Source organism: Pseudomonas sp. TR47, assembly GCF_044143025.1.
Taxonomy (GTDB): domain Bacteria; phylum Pseudomonadota; class Gammaproteobacteria; order Pseudomonadales; family Pseudomonadaceae; genus Aquipseudomonas; species Aquipseudomonas putida_E.
Map to the genome: position 1 here is coordinate 466,342 of NZ_JBHFCS010000001.1, position 19,547 is coordinate 485,888.

Annotated in this window: 18 protein-coding genes; 13 read left to right on the plus strand and 5 right to left on the minus strand. The window is 58.5% G+C overall.

Features of this window, described 5'->3' with window-relative positions; all coding sequences use genetic code 11:
* Positions 1 to 3: 3 nt before the first annotated feature.
* From ACEWE8_RS02170 to ACEWE8_RS02180, 3 genes are all read left to right on the plus strand, one after another.
* Entirely contained in the window at positions 4 to 492 is a 489-nt protein-coding gene (locus ACEWE8_RS02170) for a DUF3015 domain-containing protein (RefSeq protein WP_012316307.1), read from the plus strand.
* A 74-nt stretch (positions 493 to 566) separates the two neighbouring features.
* Positions 567 to 2,420, plus strand: a complete 1,854-nt coding sequence (locus tag ACEWE8_RS02175) for a DUF4105 domain-containing protein (RefSeq protein ID WP_046784596.1) — start codon at positions 567 to 569, stop codon at positions 2,418 to 2,420.
* Between the two features lie 201 nt (positions 2,421 to 2,621).
* Complete coding sequence (locus ACEWE8_RS02180; protein ID WP_046784597.1) at positions 2,622 to 3,119, plus strand: GreA/GreB family elongation factor; 498 nt, start codon at positions 2,622 to 2,624, stop codon at positions 3,117 to 3,119.
* Between the two features lie 36 nt (positions 3,120 to 3,155).
* Here the strand turns inward: ACEWE8_RS02180 and gdhA are convergent, their stop codons facing one another.
* On the minus strand, positions 3,156 to 4,496 hold the full coding sequence (gene gdhA / locus ACEWE8_RS02185) for an NADP-specific glutamate dehydrogenase (RefSeq protein ID WP_046784598.1): 1,341 nt from the start codon (positions 4,494 to 4,496) through the stop codon (positions 3,156 to 3,158).
* Positions 4,497 to 4,740: 244 nt separating this feature from the next.
* Positions 4,741 to 6,435, minus strand: a complete 1,695-nt coding sequence (gene ettA / locus ACEWE8_RS02190) for an energy-dependent translational throttle protein EttA (RefSeq protein WP_144415393.1) — start codon at positions 6,433 to 6,435, stop codon at positions 4,741 to 4,743.
* Between the two features lie 147 nt (positions 6,436 to 6,582).
* On the opposite strand from ettA, the gene ACEWE8_RS02195 reads away from it, so the two are divergent.
* The 7 genes from ACEWE8_RS02195 (at position 6,583) to ACEWE8_RS02225 (ending at position 14,318) form a co-directional block, all read left to right on the plus strand.
* Positions 6,583 to 7,848 carry a site-specific integrase gene (locus ACEWE8_RS02195; protein WP_046784599.1) on the plus strand — a complete coding sequence of 422 codons (1,266 nt, stop codon included), beginning with the start codon at positions 6,583 to 6,585 and terminating at the stop codon, positions 7,846 to 7,848.
* Complete coding sequence (locus ACEWE8_RS02200) at positions 7,845 to 9,431, plus strand: tyrosine-type recombinase/integrase (protein WP_046784600.1); 1,587 nt, start codon at positions 7,845 to 7,847, stop codon at positions 9,429 to 9,431. The genes ACEWE8_RS02195 and ACEWE8_RS02200 overlap by 4 nt, the downstream gene beginning before the upstream one ends.
* Positions 9,428 to 11,665, plus strand: coding sequence for a hypothetical protein (locus ACEWE8_RS02205; protein WP_206405827.1), 2,238 nt, complete (start codon positions 9,428 to 9,430; stop codon positions 11,663 to 11,665). Before ACEWE8_RS02200 ends, ACEWE8_RS02205 begins: the two co-directional genes overlap by 4 nt.
* A 2-nt stretch (positions 11,666 to 11,667) precedes the next feature.
* Positions 11,668 to 12,066, plus strand: a complete 399-nt coding sequence (locus tag ACEWE8_RS02210) for a hypothetical protein (protein ID WP_046784602.1) — start codon at positions 11,668 to 11,670, stop codon at positions 12,064 to 12,066.
* Positions 12,067 to 12,281: 215 nt separating this feature from the next.
* Positions 12,282 to 12,575 (plus strand): hypothetical protein, encoded by a 294-nt coding sequence (locus tag ACEWE8_RS02215; RefSeq protein WP_189339939.1) that lies wholly within the window; start codon positions 12,282 to 12,284, stop codon positions 12,573 to 12,575.
* Positions 12,576 to 12,644: 69 nt separating this feature from the next.
* The gene (locus ACEWE8_RS02220; RefSeq protein WP_046784603.1) at positions 12,645 to 13,673 is read left to right on the plus strand and encodes a DUF4238 domain-containing protein; all 1,029 of its coding nucleotides are present in this window, start codon (positions 12,645 to 12,647) and stop codon (positions 13,671 to 13,673) included.
* Between the two features lie 513 nt (positions 13,674 to 14,186).
* A complete protein-coding gene (locus ACEWE8_RS02225) occupies positions 14,187 to 14,318 on the plus strand; it encodes a YHYH domain-containing protein (protein ID WP_144415395.1) in 132 nt (43 codons plus the stop codon).
* A 59-nt stretch (positions 14,319 to 14,377) separates the two neighbouring features.
* Here the strand turns inward: ACEWE8_RS02225 and ACEWE8_RS02230 are convergent, their stop codons facing one another.
* Genes ACEWE8_RS02230 through ACEWE8_RS02240 form a run of 3 tightly spaced genes read right to left on the minus strand, consistent with a single transcriptional unit; the run spans position 14,378 to position 15,871 of the window.
* Entirely contained in the window at positions 14,378 to 15,112 is a 735-nt protein-coding gene (locus ACEWE8_RS02230) for a TraX family protein (RefSeq protein WP_046784604.1), read from the minus strand.
* Positions 15,109 to 15,549 carry a YqaA family protein gene (locus ACEWE8_RS02235; RefSeq protein WP_046784605.1) on the minus strand — a complete coding sequence of 147 codons (441 nt, stop codon included), beginning with the start codon at positions 15,547 to 15,549 and terminating at the stop codon, positions 15,109 to 15,111. The genes ACEWE8_RS02230 and ACEWE8_RS02235 overlap by 4 nt, the downstream gene beginning before the upstream one ends.
* A gap of 4 nt (positions 15,550 to 15,553) precedes the next feature.
* Positions 15,554 to 15,871: a metal-sensing transcriptional repressor gene (locus ACEWE8_RS02240; protein ID WP_046784606.1), complete on the minus strand. Its 318-nt coding sequence runs from the start codon at positions 15,869 to 15,871 to the stop codon at positions 15,554 to 15,556.
* Positions 15,872 to 16,383: 512 nt separating this feature from the next.
* On the opposite strand from ACEWE8_RS02240, the gene ACEWE8_RS02245 reads away from it, so the two are divergent.
* The 3 genes from ACEWE8_RS02245 to ACEWE8_RS02255 all read left to right on the plus strand — a co-directional run bounded on the left by ACEWE8_RS02245 (position 16,384) and on the right by ACEWE8_RS02255 (position 19,545).
* Positions 16,384 to 17,121 carry a HupE/UreJ family protein gene (locus tag ACEWE8_RS02245; RefSeq protein ID WP_046784607.1) on the plus strand — a complete coding sequence of 246 codons (738 nt, stop codon included), beginning with the start codon at positions 16,384 to 16,386 and terminating at the stop codon, positions 17,119 to 17,121.
* A gap of 10 nt (positions 17,122 to 17,131) precedes the next feature.
* Positions 17,132 to 17,809: a hypothetical protein gene (locus ACEWE8_RS02250; RefSeq protein WP_046784608.1), complete on the plus strand. Its 678-nt coding sequence runs from the start codon at positions 17,132 to 17,134 to the stop codon at positions 17,807 to 17,809.
* 293 nt (positions 17,810 to 18,102) lie between these two features.
* On the plus strand, positions 18,103 to 19,545 hold the full coding sequence (locus ACEWE8_RS02255) for a HAMP domain-containing sensor histidine kinase (protein ID WP_046784609.1): 1,443 nt from the start codon (positions 18,103 to 18,105) through the stop codon (positions 19,543 to 19,545).
* The last annotated feature ends 2 nt before the right edge of the window (positions 19,546 to 19,547 follow it).

The window sequence follows — 19,547 nt, forward strand, 5'->3', positions numbered from 1 at the left end:
GCTATGAAACGGATTCTTCTGGGTACTCTGTTCACCGTAGTCTCACTCAATGCCATGGCCGAAGCGCCAGGCGGCCCGAACTGCGGCTGGGGCAACATGCTGTTCGAAGGCCAGCGCGGCACGCCGGCTCACTTCCTGGCATCCACCACCAACGGTACGTCCGGTAACGCCACCTTCGGCATGACCTCCGGCACCAACGGCTGCTCCACCAAGGCCTCGCTGACCTATGGCGGCAAGTCCTGGTTCGCCATGAATGGCATGATGAACGAACTGTCCGAAGACATGGCCATGGGCCAGGGCGAAGCACTCACCACCTACGCGGTGGTACTGGGTGTGGCGCCGGAAGACCGCGGCTACTTCAACTCGGTCACCCACCAGCACTTCAACCAGATCTTCAGCAGCGCTGACGTGAATGCCGAAACTGTCCACAGCAACACCCTGGCCGTTCTGAAGAACGACCCACGCCTGGCCAAGTACGCTACCGAGGCCTAAGCGCAGCTGCTCCCGCCCCGCTCGGGGCGGGTTTTCGCCTTTTTATCGGCATCGTTAAGAAGTAGTTGCCCGACATGCTCAAACGCCTCGCTTACCTGGCGCTGTGTGCCTGCGCCCCTGTTCATGCCGCGCCTGCGCTGGATGAAGGCCGTCTCCAGCAACTGGCCAATACCCCCTACTGGATTGCCCTGGGCCATTACGAAACCGCCAAGCTCGGCGGCTGGCGCAGCTATGTAGACGACCGCAAATTCTTCCTCGCCGAGGACGGTGCACACCACCCGGACCAGGAACTGCGGGCTACGGTGCAAGCGCTGTATGCCCCGGCCAGCCTGGGCGACAAGCATGCCCAATGCGTGTTCCCCGCACGCACCCGCTGGCTGACGGAGCAACTGGGCCTGCAAGGTTTGCCGCAGCCGGACTGCCAGGAGTTCAAGGCCTGGTACAAATCGGTCGACCCGCACAGCGCGGCACTGATCTTCCCGGCGGCCTACCTGAACAGCCCGTCATCGATGTTCGGCCATACCCTGCTGCGCATCGACCAGTCCAACACGCGCAGCGACGACACCACGCTGCTGAGTTACGCCATCAACTTCGGCGCCTATATCGAAGGCAGCGACAACAGCATCCTGTACGCCTGGAAGGGCCTGATGGGCGGCTATCCCGGGCTGTTCGCCCTGATGCCCTACCAGGAAAAACTCTCGGAATACCGCAGCCTGGAAAACCGCGACCTGTGGGAGTACCAGCTGGACCTCACCCCGGAAGAAACCGGGCGCATGGTCGAGCATGTGTGGGAACTCAAGCAGGTCCAGTTCGATTACTTCTTCTTCGACGAAAACTGCTCCTACCGCCTGCTGGAACTGCTGCAGGTGGCGCGGCCGAGCCTGGACCTGACCTCGCAGTTCCCGCTGACCGCGATCCCCACCGACACGGTCAAGGCCGTGAAACAGTCGGGCATGGTCGCCAGCGAGACCTACCGGCCCTCGCGTGAACGGGAATTGTTGGCCCGGGCCGAACCGCTGGACCTCGATGAGAAGCGCCAGGTGCTGGCCGTCAGTGCCGACACTGCGCAGTTGCAGAGCCCGGCATTCACCGCCCTGCCCCGCGAGCGCCAGGCCTTGGTGCAGGATGCCGCCTACCGCCTGGAACGTTACCGAGCCAACGGCCAGGAGCGCGACCCCGGCCAGGCACGGCGCAGCTTCGAGCTGTTGCGGGCGATCAACCGCAACCCGCCACCGCCCCTGCAAATTGAACGCCCCGGCCTGCCCGAGGACGGGCACGACTCACGCACCTGGCAGCTTGGCGTCGGCACCCGGGAAGACCGCGCCTATGCCGAATACGGGCTGCGCATGGCGTATCACGACCTGAACGACAATGCCTACGGCTTCCCGCTCGGCGCGCAGATCGAGATCCTGCAGCTCAAGGTGCGCCAGTACGAAGGCAACGACTGGCAAGTGCAACGCCTGGACTTGGCCACCATTCGCTCACTGACCCCTCGCAACGAACTGCTCAAGCCTTGGTCGTGGCAGGTCGCCGGTGGCCTGGAGCGGGTGCCGGGCAAGCATGACGACGAAGTGCTGGTGAGCCATGTCAACGGCGGTGCCGGCGGCACCTGGCAGTTGGCCGATGGGCTGCTGGGCTTTGCCTTGGGCACGGTGCGGGTCGAGCACCATAACGACTTCGCCCAGTTCATCGCCCCGGCGGCGGGGTTCAATGGCGGGCTGCTGTGGCGCAACGGGCTGGGCAACATGACACTGGAAGCCAAAGGCGATTACTTCACCAATGGCGAAGTGCGGCGCAGTGTGAGCCTGAACCAGCAGTGGGAGATCAGCCAGAACCTGGGGCTGAGGCTGAGTGCCTCACGGGAGTTCAGCCACCTGGCTACTGCCCAGAATGAGGTGATGCTGGAGCTGAAGTGGTATCACTACTGACGCGCCCTGCTCTTCGTAGGAGGGGCCTTGTGTCGCGAAAGGGGCGCGCAGCGGCCCCAAGGCCTATGGCGTGGCAAGTAATGCCGGGGCCGCTGCGCAGCCCTTTCGCGACACAAGGCCGCTCCTACGACGGCCGCATCAAGGCCGGCGAGTGTGAACCCACCGGCTCTTTCACGCTGTTTTGAGCAAAAGGAGGTCCCTATGAGCCGCGCATTCGTCAACGAGGACCAAGCCGCCGCCCAGGCCGACCAGCCGGTGGAGCGGCACGTCAGCGACCAGCCCAACTACGTCACCACCAATGGCCTGCGCCAGCTGCAGCAGCGCGTGGCCGAACTCAATGCCTTGCGTGCCGAGCTGCAGGCCCTGGGCGAACAGGGCGACAAGCAACGCCTGGCAGATGCCGAGCGTGACTTGCGTTATTTCAGCGCCAGGGTGCAGAGCGCGCAGGTGGTGCCAGCTGCCACCTCGACCAGCAAGGTGCAGATTGGCAGCCGGGTGCGGTTTGCCGATGAGCAGGGGCAGGAACAGACCGTGCAACTGGTTGGGGAGGATGAAGCCGATGCCAGCCGGGGGCTGATCAATTGGGGGTCGCCATTGGGGCGGGCATTGCTGGGCGCAGGGCCTGGGGATGAAGTGATTTGGCGGCGGCCGGCGGGGGACCAGGTGATCGAGGTGATGGATATCGTGGGTGAGGCCTGAAACAAAGGGGCCGCTGCGCGGCCCCAATCTTTCGAATCAGACCACGCCCTGGGCCAGCATGGCGTCCGCGACTTTGACGAAGCCGGCGATATTGGCGCCTTTCACGTAGTTGATCTTGCCATCGGCCTCTTCACCGTAGTGCACGCAAGCATGGTGGATCGACTGCATGATGTGGTGCAGCTTGCTGTCCACTTCACCGGCGGTCCACAGCAGGCGCATGGCGTTCTGTGACATCTCCAGGCCCGAAACGGCCACGCCGCCGGCGTTGGATGCCTTGCCCGGTGCGTACAGGATGCCAGCCTCCAGGAAGATATCCACAGCCTCCAGCGTGGTCGGCATGTTGGCGCCTTCCGCTACGCAGATGCAGCCGTTGCGCAGCAGGGTGCGGGCGTCTTCGCTGCCCAGTTCGTTCTGGGTGGCACACGGCAGGGCGATGTCGCACGGCAGGCTCCATGGCGTCTGCCCCTTGCGGAACTCCAGGCCGAACTGATCGGCCAGTTCGCTGATACGGCCACGCTTGACGTTCTTCAGCGCCATCACGGCGTCCCACTGGGCGTCGGTCAGGCCGGCTTCGGCGTACAGGGTGCCTTCGGAGTCGGACAGCGAGATCACCTTGCCGCCCAGGTCCATGACCTTGCGCGCAGCGTACTGGGCAACGTTGCCGGAACCGGAAATTGCTACGCGACGACCGTCGATGCGCAGGCCCTGACGCTTGAGCATTTCTTCGGCGAAGTACACACAGCCGTAGCCGGTGGCTTCAGGGCGGATCAGGCTGCCGCCGTAGGTCATGCCCTTGCCGGTCAGCACCGAAGTGAACTGGTTGGCCAGGCGCTTGTATTGGCCGAACATGAAGCCGATCTCGCGGGCGCCCACACCGATGTCACCGGCAGGCACGTCCAGGTCGGCGCCGATGTGGCGGTACAGCTCGCTCATGAAGGCCTGGCAGAAGCGCATCACTTCGGCGTCGCTCTTGCCCTTGGGGTCGAAGTCCGAGCCGCCCTTGCCGCCGCCCATGGGCAACGAGGTGAGGGAGTTCTTGAATACCTGCTCGAAGGCCAGGAACTTGAGCACACCCAGGTTTACCGAGGGGTGGAAACGCAGGCCGCCCTTGTAGGGGCCGATGGCGCTGCTCATCTGGATGCGGTAGCCGCGATTGACCTGAACCTTGCCCTGGTCATCGACCCACGACACGCGGAACAGCACCGCGCGCTCGGGTTCAACCATGCGCTCGAGGATGCCGGCCTGCAGGTAGTGTGGGTTGGCTTCAAGGAACGGCCAAAGGCTGCGCAGCACTTCTTCCACCGCCTGGTGGAATTCGGGCTGGGCCGGGTCGCGCTGCTTCAGGCGCTCGAGGAAATGGTCGACAGATTCGATCATGGGTAGACATCTCACCAAGAGGGATTGGACTTATTGGTTTTTTCTGGAATGTACCAAGAAGCAATCGCACTGGAATAGGGCGAAATGTCGTTTTTATGAAATTATTTGGTGCGTTTTATATAAGTGTATACAAAAAAAGGTGCCTTCCGATGGCCGATCAGCCCGCCTGGCGGGACAGGCCACTTCATGCCAGGCACAAAAATGGGGCCCCTGAGGGCCCCATTCATGTGCATCGGAAACCGGCTTACTGGGCCAGCTTCTTGTGCCGTACCCGATGCGGCTGGGCAGCGGCGTCGCCCAGGCGCTTCTTGCGGTCGGCTTCGTACTCGGTGTAGTTACCTTCGAAGAACACCACGTTCGAGTCGTCTTCGTACGCCAGGATGTGGGTAGCCACACGGTCCAGGAACCAACGGTCGTGGGAAATCACGATCGCGGCGCCCGGGAAGTCCAGCAGGGCTTCCTCCAGCGAACGCAGGGTTTCGACGTCCAGGTCGTTGGACGGTTCGTCGAGCAGCAGCACGTTGCCGCCCTCTTTCAGGGTCAGGGCCAGGTGCAGACGGCCACGTTCACCACCGGAGAGGTCCTTGACGAACTTCTGCTGGTCGCCGCCCTTGAAGTTGAACCGGCCAACGTAGGTGCGCGACGGGATCTCGTAGTTGCCGATGCGGATCATGTCGGAGCCATCGGAGATCTGCTGGAACACGGTCTTGGCACCGTCCAGGTCTTCGCGGCTCTGGTCCACACAGGCCAGTTGCACGGTTTCGCCGATCTCGATGCTGCCCGAGTCCGGCTGTTCCTTGCCCATCAGCATGCGGAACAGGGTCGACTTACCGGCACCGTTACCACCGATCACGCCGACGATGGCACCTTTAGGCATGGCGAACGACAGGTTGTCGATCAGCACCCGGTCGCCATAGCCTTTGGAGACGTTCTTGAACTCGATGACCTTGTCGCCCAGGCGCGGGCCAGCCGGGATGTAGATCTCGTTGGTTTCGCTGCGCTTCTGGAATTCCTGCGACTGCATCTCTTCAAAGCGCTGCAGACGGGCCTTGGATTTGGACTGGCGGGCCTTGGCGCCTTTGCGCACCCACTCCAGTTCCTCTTTCATGGCCTTCTCGTGGGCGCTCTGCTGCTTGGATTCCTGCGCCAGACGGTCCGACTTGGCCTCCAGCCAGCCCGAGTAGTTGCCTTCGTACGGGATGCCGGCGCCGCGGTCCAGTTCGAGGATCCAGCCTGCGACGTTATCGAGGAAGTAACGGTCGTGGGTAATCGCTACCACGGTACCCGGGAAGTCGTGCAGGAAGCGCTCCAGCCAGGCCACCGAGTCGGCGTCCAGGTGGTTGGTGGGTTCGTCGAGCAGCAGCATGTCGGGGGCCGACAGCAGCAGACGGCACAGGGCCACACGGCGCTTCTCACCACCGGACAGGTGTTCGATGCGGGCATCCCAGGCCGGCAGGCGCAGGGCGTCGGCGGCGACGTCGAGCTGGCGCTCGAGGTTGTGGCCGTCGGCAGCCTGCAGGATGGATTCGAGCTTGGCCTGCTCGGCGGCCAGCTTGTCGAAGTCGGCGTCGGGTTCGGCGTAGGCGGCGTAGACCTCGTCCAGGCGGGCCTGGGCGTCCTTGATCACGCTGACCGCTTCTTCGACCACTTCGCGTACGGTCTTGCTCGGGTCCAGTTGCGGCTCCTGGGGCAGGTAGCCGACGTTGATGTCGGGCATCGGACGGGCTTCGCCGTCGAATTCCTTGTCGACGCCCGCCATGATCCGCAGCAGGGTCGATTTACCCGCGCCGTTCAGGCCGAGTACGCCGATCTTGGCGCCCGGGAAGAACGACAGGGAAATGTTCTTGAGAATTTCCCGCTTCGGCGGCACGACCTTGCTCAGCCGATGCATGGTGTAGACGTAAGAGCCTGTTTTGCCTGATTTGTCATTTTTTGACATGGTTTGATTCGCCTTTAATCCTGTATTTTCAGTGCCTTGAGGGTAGAGACAGGCGCTCAAACCCTGGAAAGTAAAACGTTAGGTTTTGCGTTGACCGTCCGATACCCCTGACTATACTTCGAAAAGTTATGTTTATGAGGGAGCATCATGGGTTTCCAGGTCATAGAGCAGGTGGTGAATGCTGCTCGAAGAAAGCTGTTGGTGCAAGACTACATCCCTGTGTACTACCCCAACCTATACATCACCATGGAGCACTCGGGCAGAGCCCTCGAAACAACCAAGAAATATCTTGAGCATCTTGCTGTGTTTGAGGAGTTTCTGGCGTTTTCCTCCACTGATCTGATTTCTCACCTCGAACAGCGCCCTCACAGCCGGTACCTGACAGACAGTGAGCTTTCCAGGTTTGTGTCGGACGCGGGGTTCAGCAAGGAAACCTTGGCCATGAAGTATGCGGGGATGCGATTGCATCCGACCGCCTACAAATCCGTTAGCAAAGTCCATGCGCAGCAGCGAATCGAGGCGGTACGCGACTATCTGGCCTTCCTCTATGACAAGTTGGGTGATCACTCAACACGATATGAGGCGGTTGACGATCTGAAGAAGCGCATCAACCGCAAGATCAAAGCGGCCAGCCTTGCGTGGAAAAAAACGCGAACGGACCAAATGAAGGGGCTTACTGCCCAGGAGCGAACTCGTTTGCTGGAAATCATGCATCCGGATAGCGCCGAGAATCCCTTTTCAGATGATGCCATCAGGCTGCGTAACTACATCATTTTGCTGTTGGGTCTCGACATGGGGCTGCGACGCTCCGAGATGCTGCTGATCAAGACCAAAGATATTCACTGGCACAGTCGTCAACTGGCGGTGGTCAACCTGGAGGATGAGAGCATCGATCCACGAACCATGGCCCCGCAATTCAAAACCCACGAGCGCATGCTGGTGATGACCGATGACCTGTATGACGCGATCACTGAGTACGAATCGAAATATCGCCACAGAAAGGCCCGTAGCGGCACATCGCAAGCAAGGAAGCATCCGTTTTTGCTTGTGGCGCACAAGCGAAATGAGGGCGGGCCTCTGACCATCAAGGCAGTGGATGGCGTTCTGTCGAGGATTCGAGTAATAGCGCCGGAACTGGCTCATGTCCACCCGCATATTCTCAGGCATGACGCGGTCTACACCATGCTGGAAAGCATGCGTGAGGAACTGGCAGCGCTCACGCCGGAGGATCGTACCACGCAAGTTCAAAAGACTCTGACATGGATGTTCGGCTGGAGTCCCGAGTCGAACATGCCCGGCCTCTACGGCGCAAAGTTCTGGAAGGAGGAGGCAGACAAAGCGATACAGAAACGGGCCGAGCGGTTTACGTCCAGCCGTCAGAAGGCCGGCATGACACCAGGAGGTTCAGCGTGAACATCGCCGTCGAAGCACTTCAGGCCCCCACGAAGGACAGCCTCGATGCATGGCTGAGCACGCCTCGCCTGGCGAAATGTGGGGAGGTGTTCACACCGACTCACCCCATGTGGAAACCCGATAAATCGGCCAGAAACCCAGTCAACTGGAAAGCGGCCCTTGCCTGCGTTTCGCCGGATTGGCAGCCCTGGTTGCACGCCGCCCTGGCCTATCGAATGGCTGATCATGCAACGGGCTCGGTTGCTAAAGTCGGCAGCGTGTTGTCGCGGGCTGCTCAGGCCAGTCTTGACCCGCTCAACGAGGATCACCTAATCGCTCTGCGGGAGCGCTTTAACGTCAGCGAGTTCAGTCAGTTCGCCGCTTTCATGGCGTTTTGGCGCGGCTGCGAGTCCCTCGAACAACGTCCGCCACAATCCCTGATCGAGGCCTACCAGGCACTGCCCAGAAAAAAGAAATCCAGCCACGATGTGATCCTCAGCCTGGACCCCGAACAGGGCCCGTTCACCCAGGTGGAGCAGGACGCGCTGCACCAATGGATACATGAGCGGTTCTGTCACGGTCAGCTAGATCCCGAGCAATACCTGTATCTGCGCCTGTTGATGATTTACGGGCAGCGTGGCGCTCAGGTGCGCATGATGGTTTTTGGTGATTTCACGAAGACCGATAATGGCTGCAAGGTCAGGTTTCATTGGGCAAAGCAAAAAGACGGCGAGGCGGGTTGGCGAGCAAAGTCCGAAATCTTCAGTCTGGATGAGGACCTCTACACCACCGTGCAGGCCTACAAGGCCATGGTTCTGGCGAAACTCTGGCAAACCTATCCAGACCGCGCCGACTGGGATGCAGCCATTGAGAATGTGCCGCTCTTTCGTCGGAAGATGGATGATGAAGCAGAATTTCCGAATCGGGTGAATCCCCCTATTTTACTCGATAGCCCCCTGCAAAAAGCCCTCGAAGAGGCGCCGCAGCCAATCTTTCATGTTGGAGCAGGCACGGTTCAGGCATGGCTTGATCGCATCGAGCGGATTGAGGGCTTTCCGATTTCGCCTCGCACCCATCAGCCGCTGAAAGTGACGCGGGGGCACCGGTTCAGGCACACCCTCGGCACGGACCTGTCCAATACCGGGCTGGATGAGTGGACGATGGCCAGCGCATTGATGCACAAGAATACTCGGACAGTGCGAAAGTACCGCCAGGTGTCGCCGGAGCTGCTGGCCTTGATCGACGCGAAGATGAGCGACCATCTGGCCTTGGTTGTGAATGCGTTCAACGGGATCATCGTCACGGATCGCACCTCAGCAAAAAACGGGGATCGAGCGGATCGACAAATCGAGGATCTGGCAGTGTGCGGTGCCAATGCCGCCTGCCATCTCGATGCGCCCTTTACCTGTTACGCATGCGGAAAATTCCAGCCCCTTCTGTATGCCAATCACCGCGCTGTCCTTGAGCGACTGGAACGTCGGCGGGCGCAAATCATTGACACGGATAGAACGACCGGCGTGCTCTGGGATCGGGCCATTCTGGCGTGCCGCAAGGTGATTCTGGATTGTGAGGCCATGCGCCAATCAGGGAGGAAAGGCGAATGACCGATGCGTTTGATTCTGAACTGACGAACAACATTGTTGATTTCGAGCCTAGGAGCCAACTGGCTGCGGAGGCTCAGCTCGCGGCGTTTATCGAATGGGCAAAACAGACCCTGCCCAAAGGCATTCCCAATCGCGTGCACTCGAGTATTTGCTGGGAGGACGGCAGTTGGCACAAGCATGGCGTCCATAGCTGTAGCTTCACGGCGCACGGATCGACCAAGGCAGCCCCAAAGGCGATACAGGCACCCTTCACGGAGTTTGCCAAGGCCATCATGGTGTACCGACGGGTGTATTTGCAGAAAAAGGCAATTAGAGACTGGCTAAGTGCCCTGAAGGTGCTGGAAGCTGCCTTGGTCAAGCTGACCGGTACGCGGGATGTGACGCAGGTGTCTGCCGCTGCCTGCAATGAAGCGTGCGAGCAACTGAGTCGTCACTGGGCAAAAGGCAACAACGCATACTGTAGCAGCAAGGCACTTGAGGCCCTCATCTCACTGATGCGGGCCAAAAAACTGCTCAAGACCGATTTTCGGTGGACCTCTCCGCTTACGATGAAGCCGCGTGGCACGCTCAAGCAGCAAAAAGCGGATTGGGAACAGAAACTGCCCAACCCCGAAGCGATCAAAGCGCTCGGGGAAGTGTTCACTAACGAATTGACCCGCCCTCTGGATATAGTTGTGACATCCGCCTGTGCGCTGTTGCTTAGCGCCCCGAGTCGCGTGGGTGAGTTGGCGGATGTTGAATTGGATTGTCGGGTGTTCAAAGAGGATACCCACGGCAAACGGCGCATGTTCCTGCGCTGGTACGCGGAAAAGATAAACCAGGTTACGCTGAAGCCAGTCGTTAAGCCCGAGATGGAGCCGGTTGTCGATCGGGTCATCACCTTGTTAAAACCGATCACCGATGAGGCGCGGGCTTACGCCGCCTGGCTGGAAGAGCATCCCGATGAGTTTCCGCCCCATGAAGGGCTGCCACCCAAGGGGCCTGATGAACCGCTCACCTTTGCCGAAGCCTGTGCCGCGCTGAAACTCAGTGTTCATGAGAACCACAACCCGCGAACTACATTCCAAAATGGTTTCCTAAAACCCATGGAGCAGAAAAAGGCTCTCAGCCCCGCCGCCCGAGCCCTTTTGGCCGAGATTCGTGATGGTTTGGATGCCATTAGAGGGACGCGGATATACGTGACGGACAAGCCAGGAGTCCAGGGTGTTGAGTTGGACGGCCGGTGTGTGATCACGCTGCGCACGCTCAATGTGCTGCTGCGTGAGAAGTATCTCCCAAAGGATTTTCCCTACACCACGCCGTACACGGAGGGCAAGGCGCGGGTGAAGTTTCGTGATGCCTTATTCACCGTGCGCACGGGAGCGCTGGCTGAAGACGCAGGTGGCACTGCCGTGACGCACGGGTTTGGCGTAGAGATCGCGGCGAACCCTAACCGAATGAAGGCGCAATTAGCCAGTATGAACAACCCGGCAAGGAAAAGTCTGTTCGAGCGCCATGGCTACCCCGGTGTCAAGGTCAACACGCATGCGTTTCGACACGAATTGAACACGCGGATGCAACAGGCCGGTCTGTCGCAGCTCCTGATTGACGCTTTCTCCGGGCGCACGACGATGGGATCGGTTTACAACCACGAGACCATCGAGGAGCGCACCCAACGGGTTGCGGCTTACCACCCCAAAACGAAGAACAGCAGCGCCGCTCAGCGTCTGGCCAAGGTAAAAACCAATCAGCCTCTGAATCTTGCTGATGTAAGGGAACTGCGCGAAGGTGAGCAGGACCGCATTATCCATCAAACCCCTCTCGGCGTGTGTGTGCACAACTTTGCGTCCGAGCCCTGCCCGAAAATGGGTGCCTGTTTGGACTGCGGGCGGCTTGGCTGCGTGAAGGGGGATGACGTAAAGCTGGCCAACCTCAAGGAAGAACGCGACGACCTCAAACGCCGTCTCGATAAAGCCCTGGATGCGCAGTCTCGGGGTGTGTTTGGGGCGTCGGAGTCGGCCAAAAAACTGGGTGAGAAGCTTTTTAAGTGCGAGGCGCTCATCCAAATGATGGAAAACCCGGAACTCGAAAACGGTGCCATTGTGTGGAACGTCGATAACGGTTGGACGCTGACCAAGAACGCCGCCGCAATGTCGGGACTGATCGAAGTCAAAGTAATTGAAGAGAACCAGGCGCAAGAGGCGTTGCCATCGTTGGATGACGTCTTGGCTTTCCTAGATGAGATCGAGGGTTAACGATGGGGCATTTAACGCCAAAGGATGAGAAACGTATCATTAAGCTAATTGAGGAATGGTCAGAGCCGAAGCTGACCTGGCCTTTGCTCGTTGAGGCATGCAAAGAAAAACTGGGGATCAGTCGTGTTCGCCAGTCCCTGATGAATCTACCTGCCGTGGATTTAGCGATGAAGAATTGCAAGGCGGCATTGAAGGCTAAGAAGCTAAAGCCGGGCTGGATTGCCGATATACAAGCAGCCAACGAGCGCATTGAGGAACTGAAAGCGAGTAACCAAAAGCTGTTAGCTGCTGTTCGAGACATGCATAGCCGTTTTTTGATCTGGCAAGCAAATGCTGATATACACGGGCTAACGCAATCGATGCTGGAGCGGCCGGTTTCACAGCTTCAAAAGAAGAGATGATTGCGCATTTGTGCGTACTTGCGTAATTGCATTCACTTGGCCACTTGTTTGCATTCCACGTGACCACCCGTTTGCATCGACTTGGCCAGGCGCTCGCGTGGGGTGCAGCTTTCCCGTAGCGTCCCCGGTAATCGTTGGCCCGTTCCTTGGACGTCCACGCGTCGAAGATCTACCTCACCTTGCTCGCCTTTAGAGACCGCAGAGGGATTGCGACCTTGAGCTATGATCGCCTGGTCCACTACACGGGGATGCTCAGGCATCAGGTAGCCGATGCCATCACCCGACTGTACGATTCCCGGCTTATATCGTTCAGGCCAGGGGAATTTCAGAGCGAGTACGAATTTGACCGGACTAACCGCTATTTGGTGAGGGAATTTGGTACCCATTGGCCATCTTCTGATGATCAGCAAGCAGCTGCCGAGAAAGCTGATGCGCAGGGCGGGAAACAGCCTGCCAATAAAAAGGAAATAGGGGCGACGCTGGACTTCATTCGGGATGCTTCGGAATAAGGTTCGCTGGCGAGACACGGATGCGAGCACGGCTGCCAAGTGGCAAGAAATTCAAGGAAATAGCAGGGAATGAAAGGCTTCAAAAAGGACAACCATTACGTACCGCAGTCGTATCTGAAGCACTGGACGATAGAGGGCAAAGTCCTTGCCTATCGTCTGCTAGTGCCCCATGAAAAAAGCGCGGTTTGGAAGCCGTATTCAACCAAAAGCGTGGCGGTGCTTCGGCATCTTTATACTCGCTTGTCTGGTTCTGAAGCCAGTGACGAAGTCGAGCGATGGCTTGAGCGTGACTTCGAAACGCCTGGATTCGCATCCATCGAAAAGGTAGTTAGCGAGTCGCAGTTGACCCGCGAGGATTGGAACAACTTATTCCGCTTTGCTGTTGCGCAATCTGTCCGTACTCCTGCCCAAATGGAGAGCTTTTTCAAACGCCAAACTGAAACGCTTGAGGCATTTCTGTCAGAGACCATGGAGTGGTCAATCAGCCAAATCGAGGCAGCTTCAGCCGCCGGAGTTCAGTCTGAACCCCCTCCGGTTGTAGACCCTTATGGCAGGCTGCCGCTGAGAATTCACCGTTCGAAGAGTGAGGATGGCGAAGAAGGCATCAAAGCCGAAATCCTAATCGGCCGGAAATTTTGGCTCTGGCAGATCGAACATGTGCTCAAGAGCACCATCAATCGGTTGCCAAATCATCGTTGGACCATTCTACACGCGCCACCTGGAGTCACCTGGCCAACGTCCGACAACCCTTTCATGAGGGTCGGAGTTGGTACGAATGGAACAATTAGTCTTGAGGGCGGCTGGGATGTGCCAGGCACACAGCTGTTCATGCCACTCAGCCCCAAGCATCTCCTGTTCACGTGTGTGGGCTCACCGCCACGTCGGCGTGGCACCACGTTGAGTCTCGCTCAAGCAGCATTTTTCAGGACGATGATTTTGACCGGGGCCCATCACTATGTGTTTGCAACAGATACGCGAGATATCGAAGAGTGCAGGCCACGTACGGTCTGTCCCGAGCAATTCAAAGCAGTGCGAAAGCATTGGGCGGAATGGCATGACAGCCAGTCGAGAGAGGAAGCCAATTACCCCGACCGCTGATTATTGCGGCTCGCCCACGCTTTCATGAGCCAACTCGCCTTCACAATGGCGCCCTTGGGAGCGGTAAGCTGGGGCTGTTCAGTAGCATTCCAGTAAAAAATAGAAAAGCCCGCCATGTGAGGCGGGCTATCAAGTGTCTCCGAGGGGAGGCCATGGCCAACAAAGTCTCAGAGCAATCCTCCACAGGTTACCCATTTTGCGCAGCTTGTGCCATCGACCATTGGGGATGACGCAGGCTATGGGGCTGTAATCTCGTCGATTTGTCTTTGCTGCGAATGGCTGTTTTTGGCCAGTCGATAAGCGTAGGTTCGAAGGTCAAGCTTCACCCCCTTGGTTCGCTTCGCGGAGCGGTTCAGGAGCAGCTAAACCCGCATCGCGGAATCCGCCCATAGACTGCTTTCGACCCTTAGCGGACATTGCCAAGAGCCAGAATTTGGATTGTTAAGATAATACTCATGGCTATATGCTTAATGAGGCAATTTGCCACTACAAAACCAAGCATGGAGTAGCCTGATGAAAATCGTTTCCCTCGTGATTGCTGCGGTCCTTTCGTTCTCCTCGGTTGCTGCCTTCGCGCACAGCGGCGGTACCGACTCCAAGGGTTGTCATACCAACCACAAAACGGGCGACCGCCACTGCCACTAAGGCTGTTCACCGATTATTTCCTACGCTGGCGTTCTTGATTCCAAGGATGCCAGCTGCGGCTACAGCAAATTGCGGATACCCATCAGCGCCACGAGATGGCCGGGGTAGAACCAATAGCTCCATTGTGTGACTGGCAGGACCTTCAACGGCAACGGCGCCCAGAACAGAGCTAGCCCCAGCAGCGGCGCCAGGGCGGCGGTCGACAGTGCGAGGATAGCGAAGGGTTCCAGTTGCGCCGCTTGCTCGAACAGACCTGTTCGAGAGTTGGCTGCCGCGCAAAGTGCGACTGGCAGTAACGCGAACAGCTCGGGGCGCTTGATCGCGAACAAGAGGGCCGCCGGCACCAACACCCCATAAAAGCCAAACATCAGCGGCTCGCTCAGCAGATAGCCCGCGAGAATCGCGCCACCTGCCAGTATCCAGCTTTCGAGCGTTCGGTGCTGCACTCCCCAAGCGACCAGAAGACCTAGCGCCAGTGTGACCAGAACGTTGAATGTGCCCGAAGTACTGACCATCCGGTAAGGGAATTCAGAGAGCAGTGCGAACAGCACCAAAAGAGCGAGATACCGACCGTTGCTCCGGGTAAATAATTCGCCTGGTTGATTCCGCGAGACGTTGATGGCCACTGCCAAACAGAACAAGGGGAATGACAGACGACCCAGTACAAACAGGTCGCTGGTAGCCGGCCAGACCAATCGCATGTGATCGAATACCATCGTGATCAAGGCAATCCACTTGATCAAGTCCTGGCCCGCGTGACGCTCTGCTGCAGGACGGCTGGAATCGGACGTCATGGCATGCTTCCAAGCACAAGTAGTGTCAGCAACAGGTATCGTCCACCCTTGGCCAAGGTAACCAGCAGCGTGAAACGCCAAAGCGGCTCGCGCATGACCCCAGCCACCAGCGTGATCGGATCGCCGATGATGGGTACCCAGCTCAGCAGCAGCGACCAGTACCCATAGCGCTGGTAAAGGCCTTGCGCTTTCTGCAGATTGGCCTCACTGACCGGGAACCAGCGCTTGTGCTTGAAACGCTCGATGCCTCGGCCCAGTACCCAGTTCACCACTGAACCCAGCACATTGCCGGCGGTGGCCACCGCGAGAAGCGCCACAGGTAGGTAGTGCTCAGACACCAGCATCGCGACCAGCGCTGCCTCGGACTGCATTGGCAACAGCGTCGCTGCCGCGAACGCTGCCAGAAACAGGCCGAGATAGCTGGTGAGCTCGAACACAGCCCTACAGGTACTTGGTGATTTGCTTGAACTCGTCCAGGGCCGATCGATCGCCCTTGCTCAAAGCTGTAACCGAGTCTTCCAAGCAATGGTCAATATGATCCTGGATCAGCGTGCGCTTGGCCTGGCAGACAGCCTTTTCAACTGCATGCAACTGCTGGGCAATGTCCACGCATTCACGCCCGTCCTCAATCATGGCGATGATGCTGCGCAGATGACCGTCAGCACGCTTCAGGCGCTTGATGATCGCCTCATGGCTCTGGTGAGTATGGCCATGGCCGTGTTCGGCATCGTGCGTGTGGTCATGAGAGTGATCGGGCATATCTTGAGTCTCTGTTGGCGATACATTACGCTAGCGATGCTATCCCCCCCTGGGGGTTAGGTCAAACGTGCAGCTTTGCTATTGGAACAGCCTCATAGGCACCTGGATGTCTCGTCGTTTCCTGTCATCGACCATGATCGTCGCTCTGGCTATGGCCTTTATGCTGGCCTGGACAGGGCACGCCTATTCGTTGGCGGTACCGACTCAAGTCGTTCCCCAAGAGGCGGTGGTCACTAATCATGGACATGACCACGGTGAGGCCACTTGGAGCTGTTCGCACTGCACTGACCACTACCATGCTCCGCTCACACCCGACCATCAGCACGAGACGCCTCAGCTCTCTTCTGCCGCGCAACTGATGCCGGTCTTCGGCGCATCCACGCCTTTGGCCTGGTCAGGCGAATCGGTACCCCACCCGCCAATCTTCCGGATCGAACGCCCACCTCGTCCTGCTTTTGCTTCCTGACCCTGGCCGCTTTGCGGCTCTCGATCACTGCAAAAAGGATTGATCCATGCGTTTACACTCGATACCGGGTGGGAGCCTGCTCGCCGTGCGCGCACGCCATCCCATCTTCCTCCTGTTCCTGTTCGTTGCGTCCTTGCTCGTCGGCATGCCTGAAGCGTTGGCACATGCCGTAGCGGAAGGCGACAAGGGATTCATCCAGGAAAGCTCGGGGATCATGCTAATCCCGTTCATCTACATGGGCGCCAAGCACATGATGACGGGCTATGACCATCTGCTGTTCCTGTTCGGCGTCATCTTCTTCCTTTACCGCCTCAAGGACGTGGGCCTCTACGTCACGCTGTTCGCCGTGGGGCATTCGGTCACGCTGCTATTCGGCGTGCTCACCGAAATCAGCATCAGCTCCTACATCATCGACGCGATCATCGGTTTCTCGGTGGTCTACAAGGCGATGGATAACTTGGGGGCCTTCAAGCGCTGGTTTGGTTATCAGCCGAACACCAAAGCCGCGACACTGGCCTTCGGCCTGCTGCATGGCTTTGGCCTGGCAACGAAGATTCAGGAGTACGAAATCTCGGCCGACGGCCTGATCCCCAACCTCATTGCCTTCAATGTCGGGGTTGAGATCGGTCAGCTGCTCGCGTTGAGCGCCATCCTGATCCTGATGGGCTTCTGGAGAAGAACCGGTGGTTTCTGGCGTCACGCCTACACCGCCAACGTTGCCATGATGAGTGCCGGTTTCCTGCTGATGGGTTATCAGCTGACCGGTCTATTTGTTACTGCCTGAGGTGCTTCACATGTTCAATTCCCCCCTTCCTTCGGCAAGCGAACTGCCGAGCAGCCGTCAACTTGTCCGCTCCACGGCCATTGCCTTCGCAGTGGCCATGGGTTTGCTGGTTACGGTTGTCATGCCGTCTGAATATGCGGTCGATCCTACTGGCCTGGGCCGGGCGATGGGCCTGACGCAAATGGGCGAGATCAAGATCTCTCTGGCCCAGGAGGCACTGGCGGACGAGGCTGCAGCCAAGAACTCTACCCCCGCTGTCACCGTCTCTGCCCCTGCACCGGCGGCCATCCCGGCACCGCCACCCGTTAGCGTGCCGGTACCAGTACAGCAGGTGGCAATCGCGAAACCAGCAAAGTCCGCAGCCCCGGCGGCGAAATCGGATGAGGTCAGTCTGACGCTCAAGCCGGGAGAAGGCCGTGAAATCAAACTGGAGATGCGCAAAGGAAGCGTCGTGACTTACGAGTGGAGCGCCTCAGGTCCGGTCAACCACGACACCCACGGTGAAACCTACGACGCAGCCCAGGGCGATTTCCACAGCTACAGCAAGGGCCGCCAGGTGAAAGGCGACAAAGGTGAGCTGACAGCGCTTTTCGACGGTACCCATGGCTGGTTCTGGCGTAACCGCACGTCAGGCAACGTCACCATTGTCCTGAACACAACCGGCGATTACCTGGCCGTTAAGAAGTGAAACCCACGGTGCTTGCGACTAGCAGGCACCTCCTTGATCTTGATTGGATAATCTACGATGACCACAAAACTGTTGCGCTCTGTCCTACTCGTAAGCCTGCTTAGCCTGCTGGGCGCCTGCAGTGAAGAGCCTGCCACTACCAACGACAACGCCGGGCATGGACATTCCCACGACTGATTAAGCAGAGCCACGGATGGCTCTACCTCGCACAATCTAAGACCTTGGGATGTCGCGCAGGCGTCTCATGGTCTATAAAACGATATGCACCAGTTGACCATAAAGGGGTCGAGGGCATGCGTTTCACGCAGTGGCTAGGGATCAAGGGAGACACCGCCGGAATCGTGCAATACGACCTGCTGCGCTGGTTTTCACTGGTCAGTGTCTTGATCATCACCTTCGTTGCGTTGGGGCTGGGATTTATCGCTTCACGGTTCGTGGTGAACGAAAGCATCCAGCGTGATGCGGCACTCACAGCTCAGTTCATCCAGTCGCTGGCCTCGACCGAAGTTGGCACTCACCATTTGCCGCAGCATCAGATGGGCGAAATGCTCGATCCCCGAGCGGATCTGGTTTATTCCAACGTAACCCGATCGAAGCGCCAGATGGCACGTCGAGAGTTTCTTGAGCACATTGAGAACATCGCCCGGCAGCCGGACACCTTGCTGGTAACCATCTACGCACCTGATAACGTTGTCATCTGGTCGAGCAATCCAGCGCTGATGGGGACCACGGTGGACGAGGACGACCAGCTCAACGAATCATTTGCCACCAAAGCCCGCATATTCGCGACCTACCATGACGTGGTGCCTGAACGCGAAGAGCAGAAGTTTCCGCGACCACCTAAGGGTTTTTTCATCGAAAATTACATTCCGATGCTCAACGCATCGGGTGATGCCGTGGCGATGATCGAGATCTACAAAGAACCTTCAGATCTGGTGGCCAGAACCCAACATGGCTACATCCTGATGTGGCTCGCTACGTCGGTCGGCGGCGCATTGATCTATTTGGCTCTGTACCGCATCGTGCGCCGCGCTTCAGCCATCCTGGCGGCTCAGCAAAAGCAGATCATGCAAAACGAGGCCTTTGTCGCCATGGGCGAGATGTCCGCAGCGGTAGCTCACAGCCTGCGTAACCCATTGGCAAGTATTCGCTCCAGTGCTGAGTTGGTTCAGGAAATCGCCCCGCCCAATGTCCACCGCAACGTCGCCGACATCATTCTTCAGGTCGATCGAATGGCCTCATGGGTGCGAGACCTCCTTGCCACCTCAAGCCCATCAGCGGCCGCAGCCGAGCCTGTCGATCCCATCGCCGCTATCCATGAAACGTTGGCCGCCTACCAACCTCAAATCAGAGCTTGCCAGGTCAACGTCGAGTTGGCCCTTCCAGAGACAGCCCAACCGGTAGTGAGCCAGCGGGTCCTTTTACTTCAGGTGCTGAACAGTCTTGTTTCCAACGCGCTGGAGGCGATGCCAAAGGGCGGAAAGCTCAGCATTGAGCTAACCCGTGCCGAGTCCAGTCGCAAGTTCGCGATCATCGTGAGCGACACCGGAGAGGGCATGTCCGAGGCTCAGCGCAAGCGACTCTTTCAACCCTTCACCACAACGAAGCGAGGGGGCCTGGGCGTAGGGCTCGTCATGGTGAAGCGAATCATGGAGCGCTTTGGGGGAGCCGTTGATATTCACAGCACACAGGACCAAGGGACCCGGGTTGAGCTAACGCTGCAGCTGGCCAGCTAGAT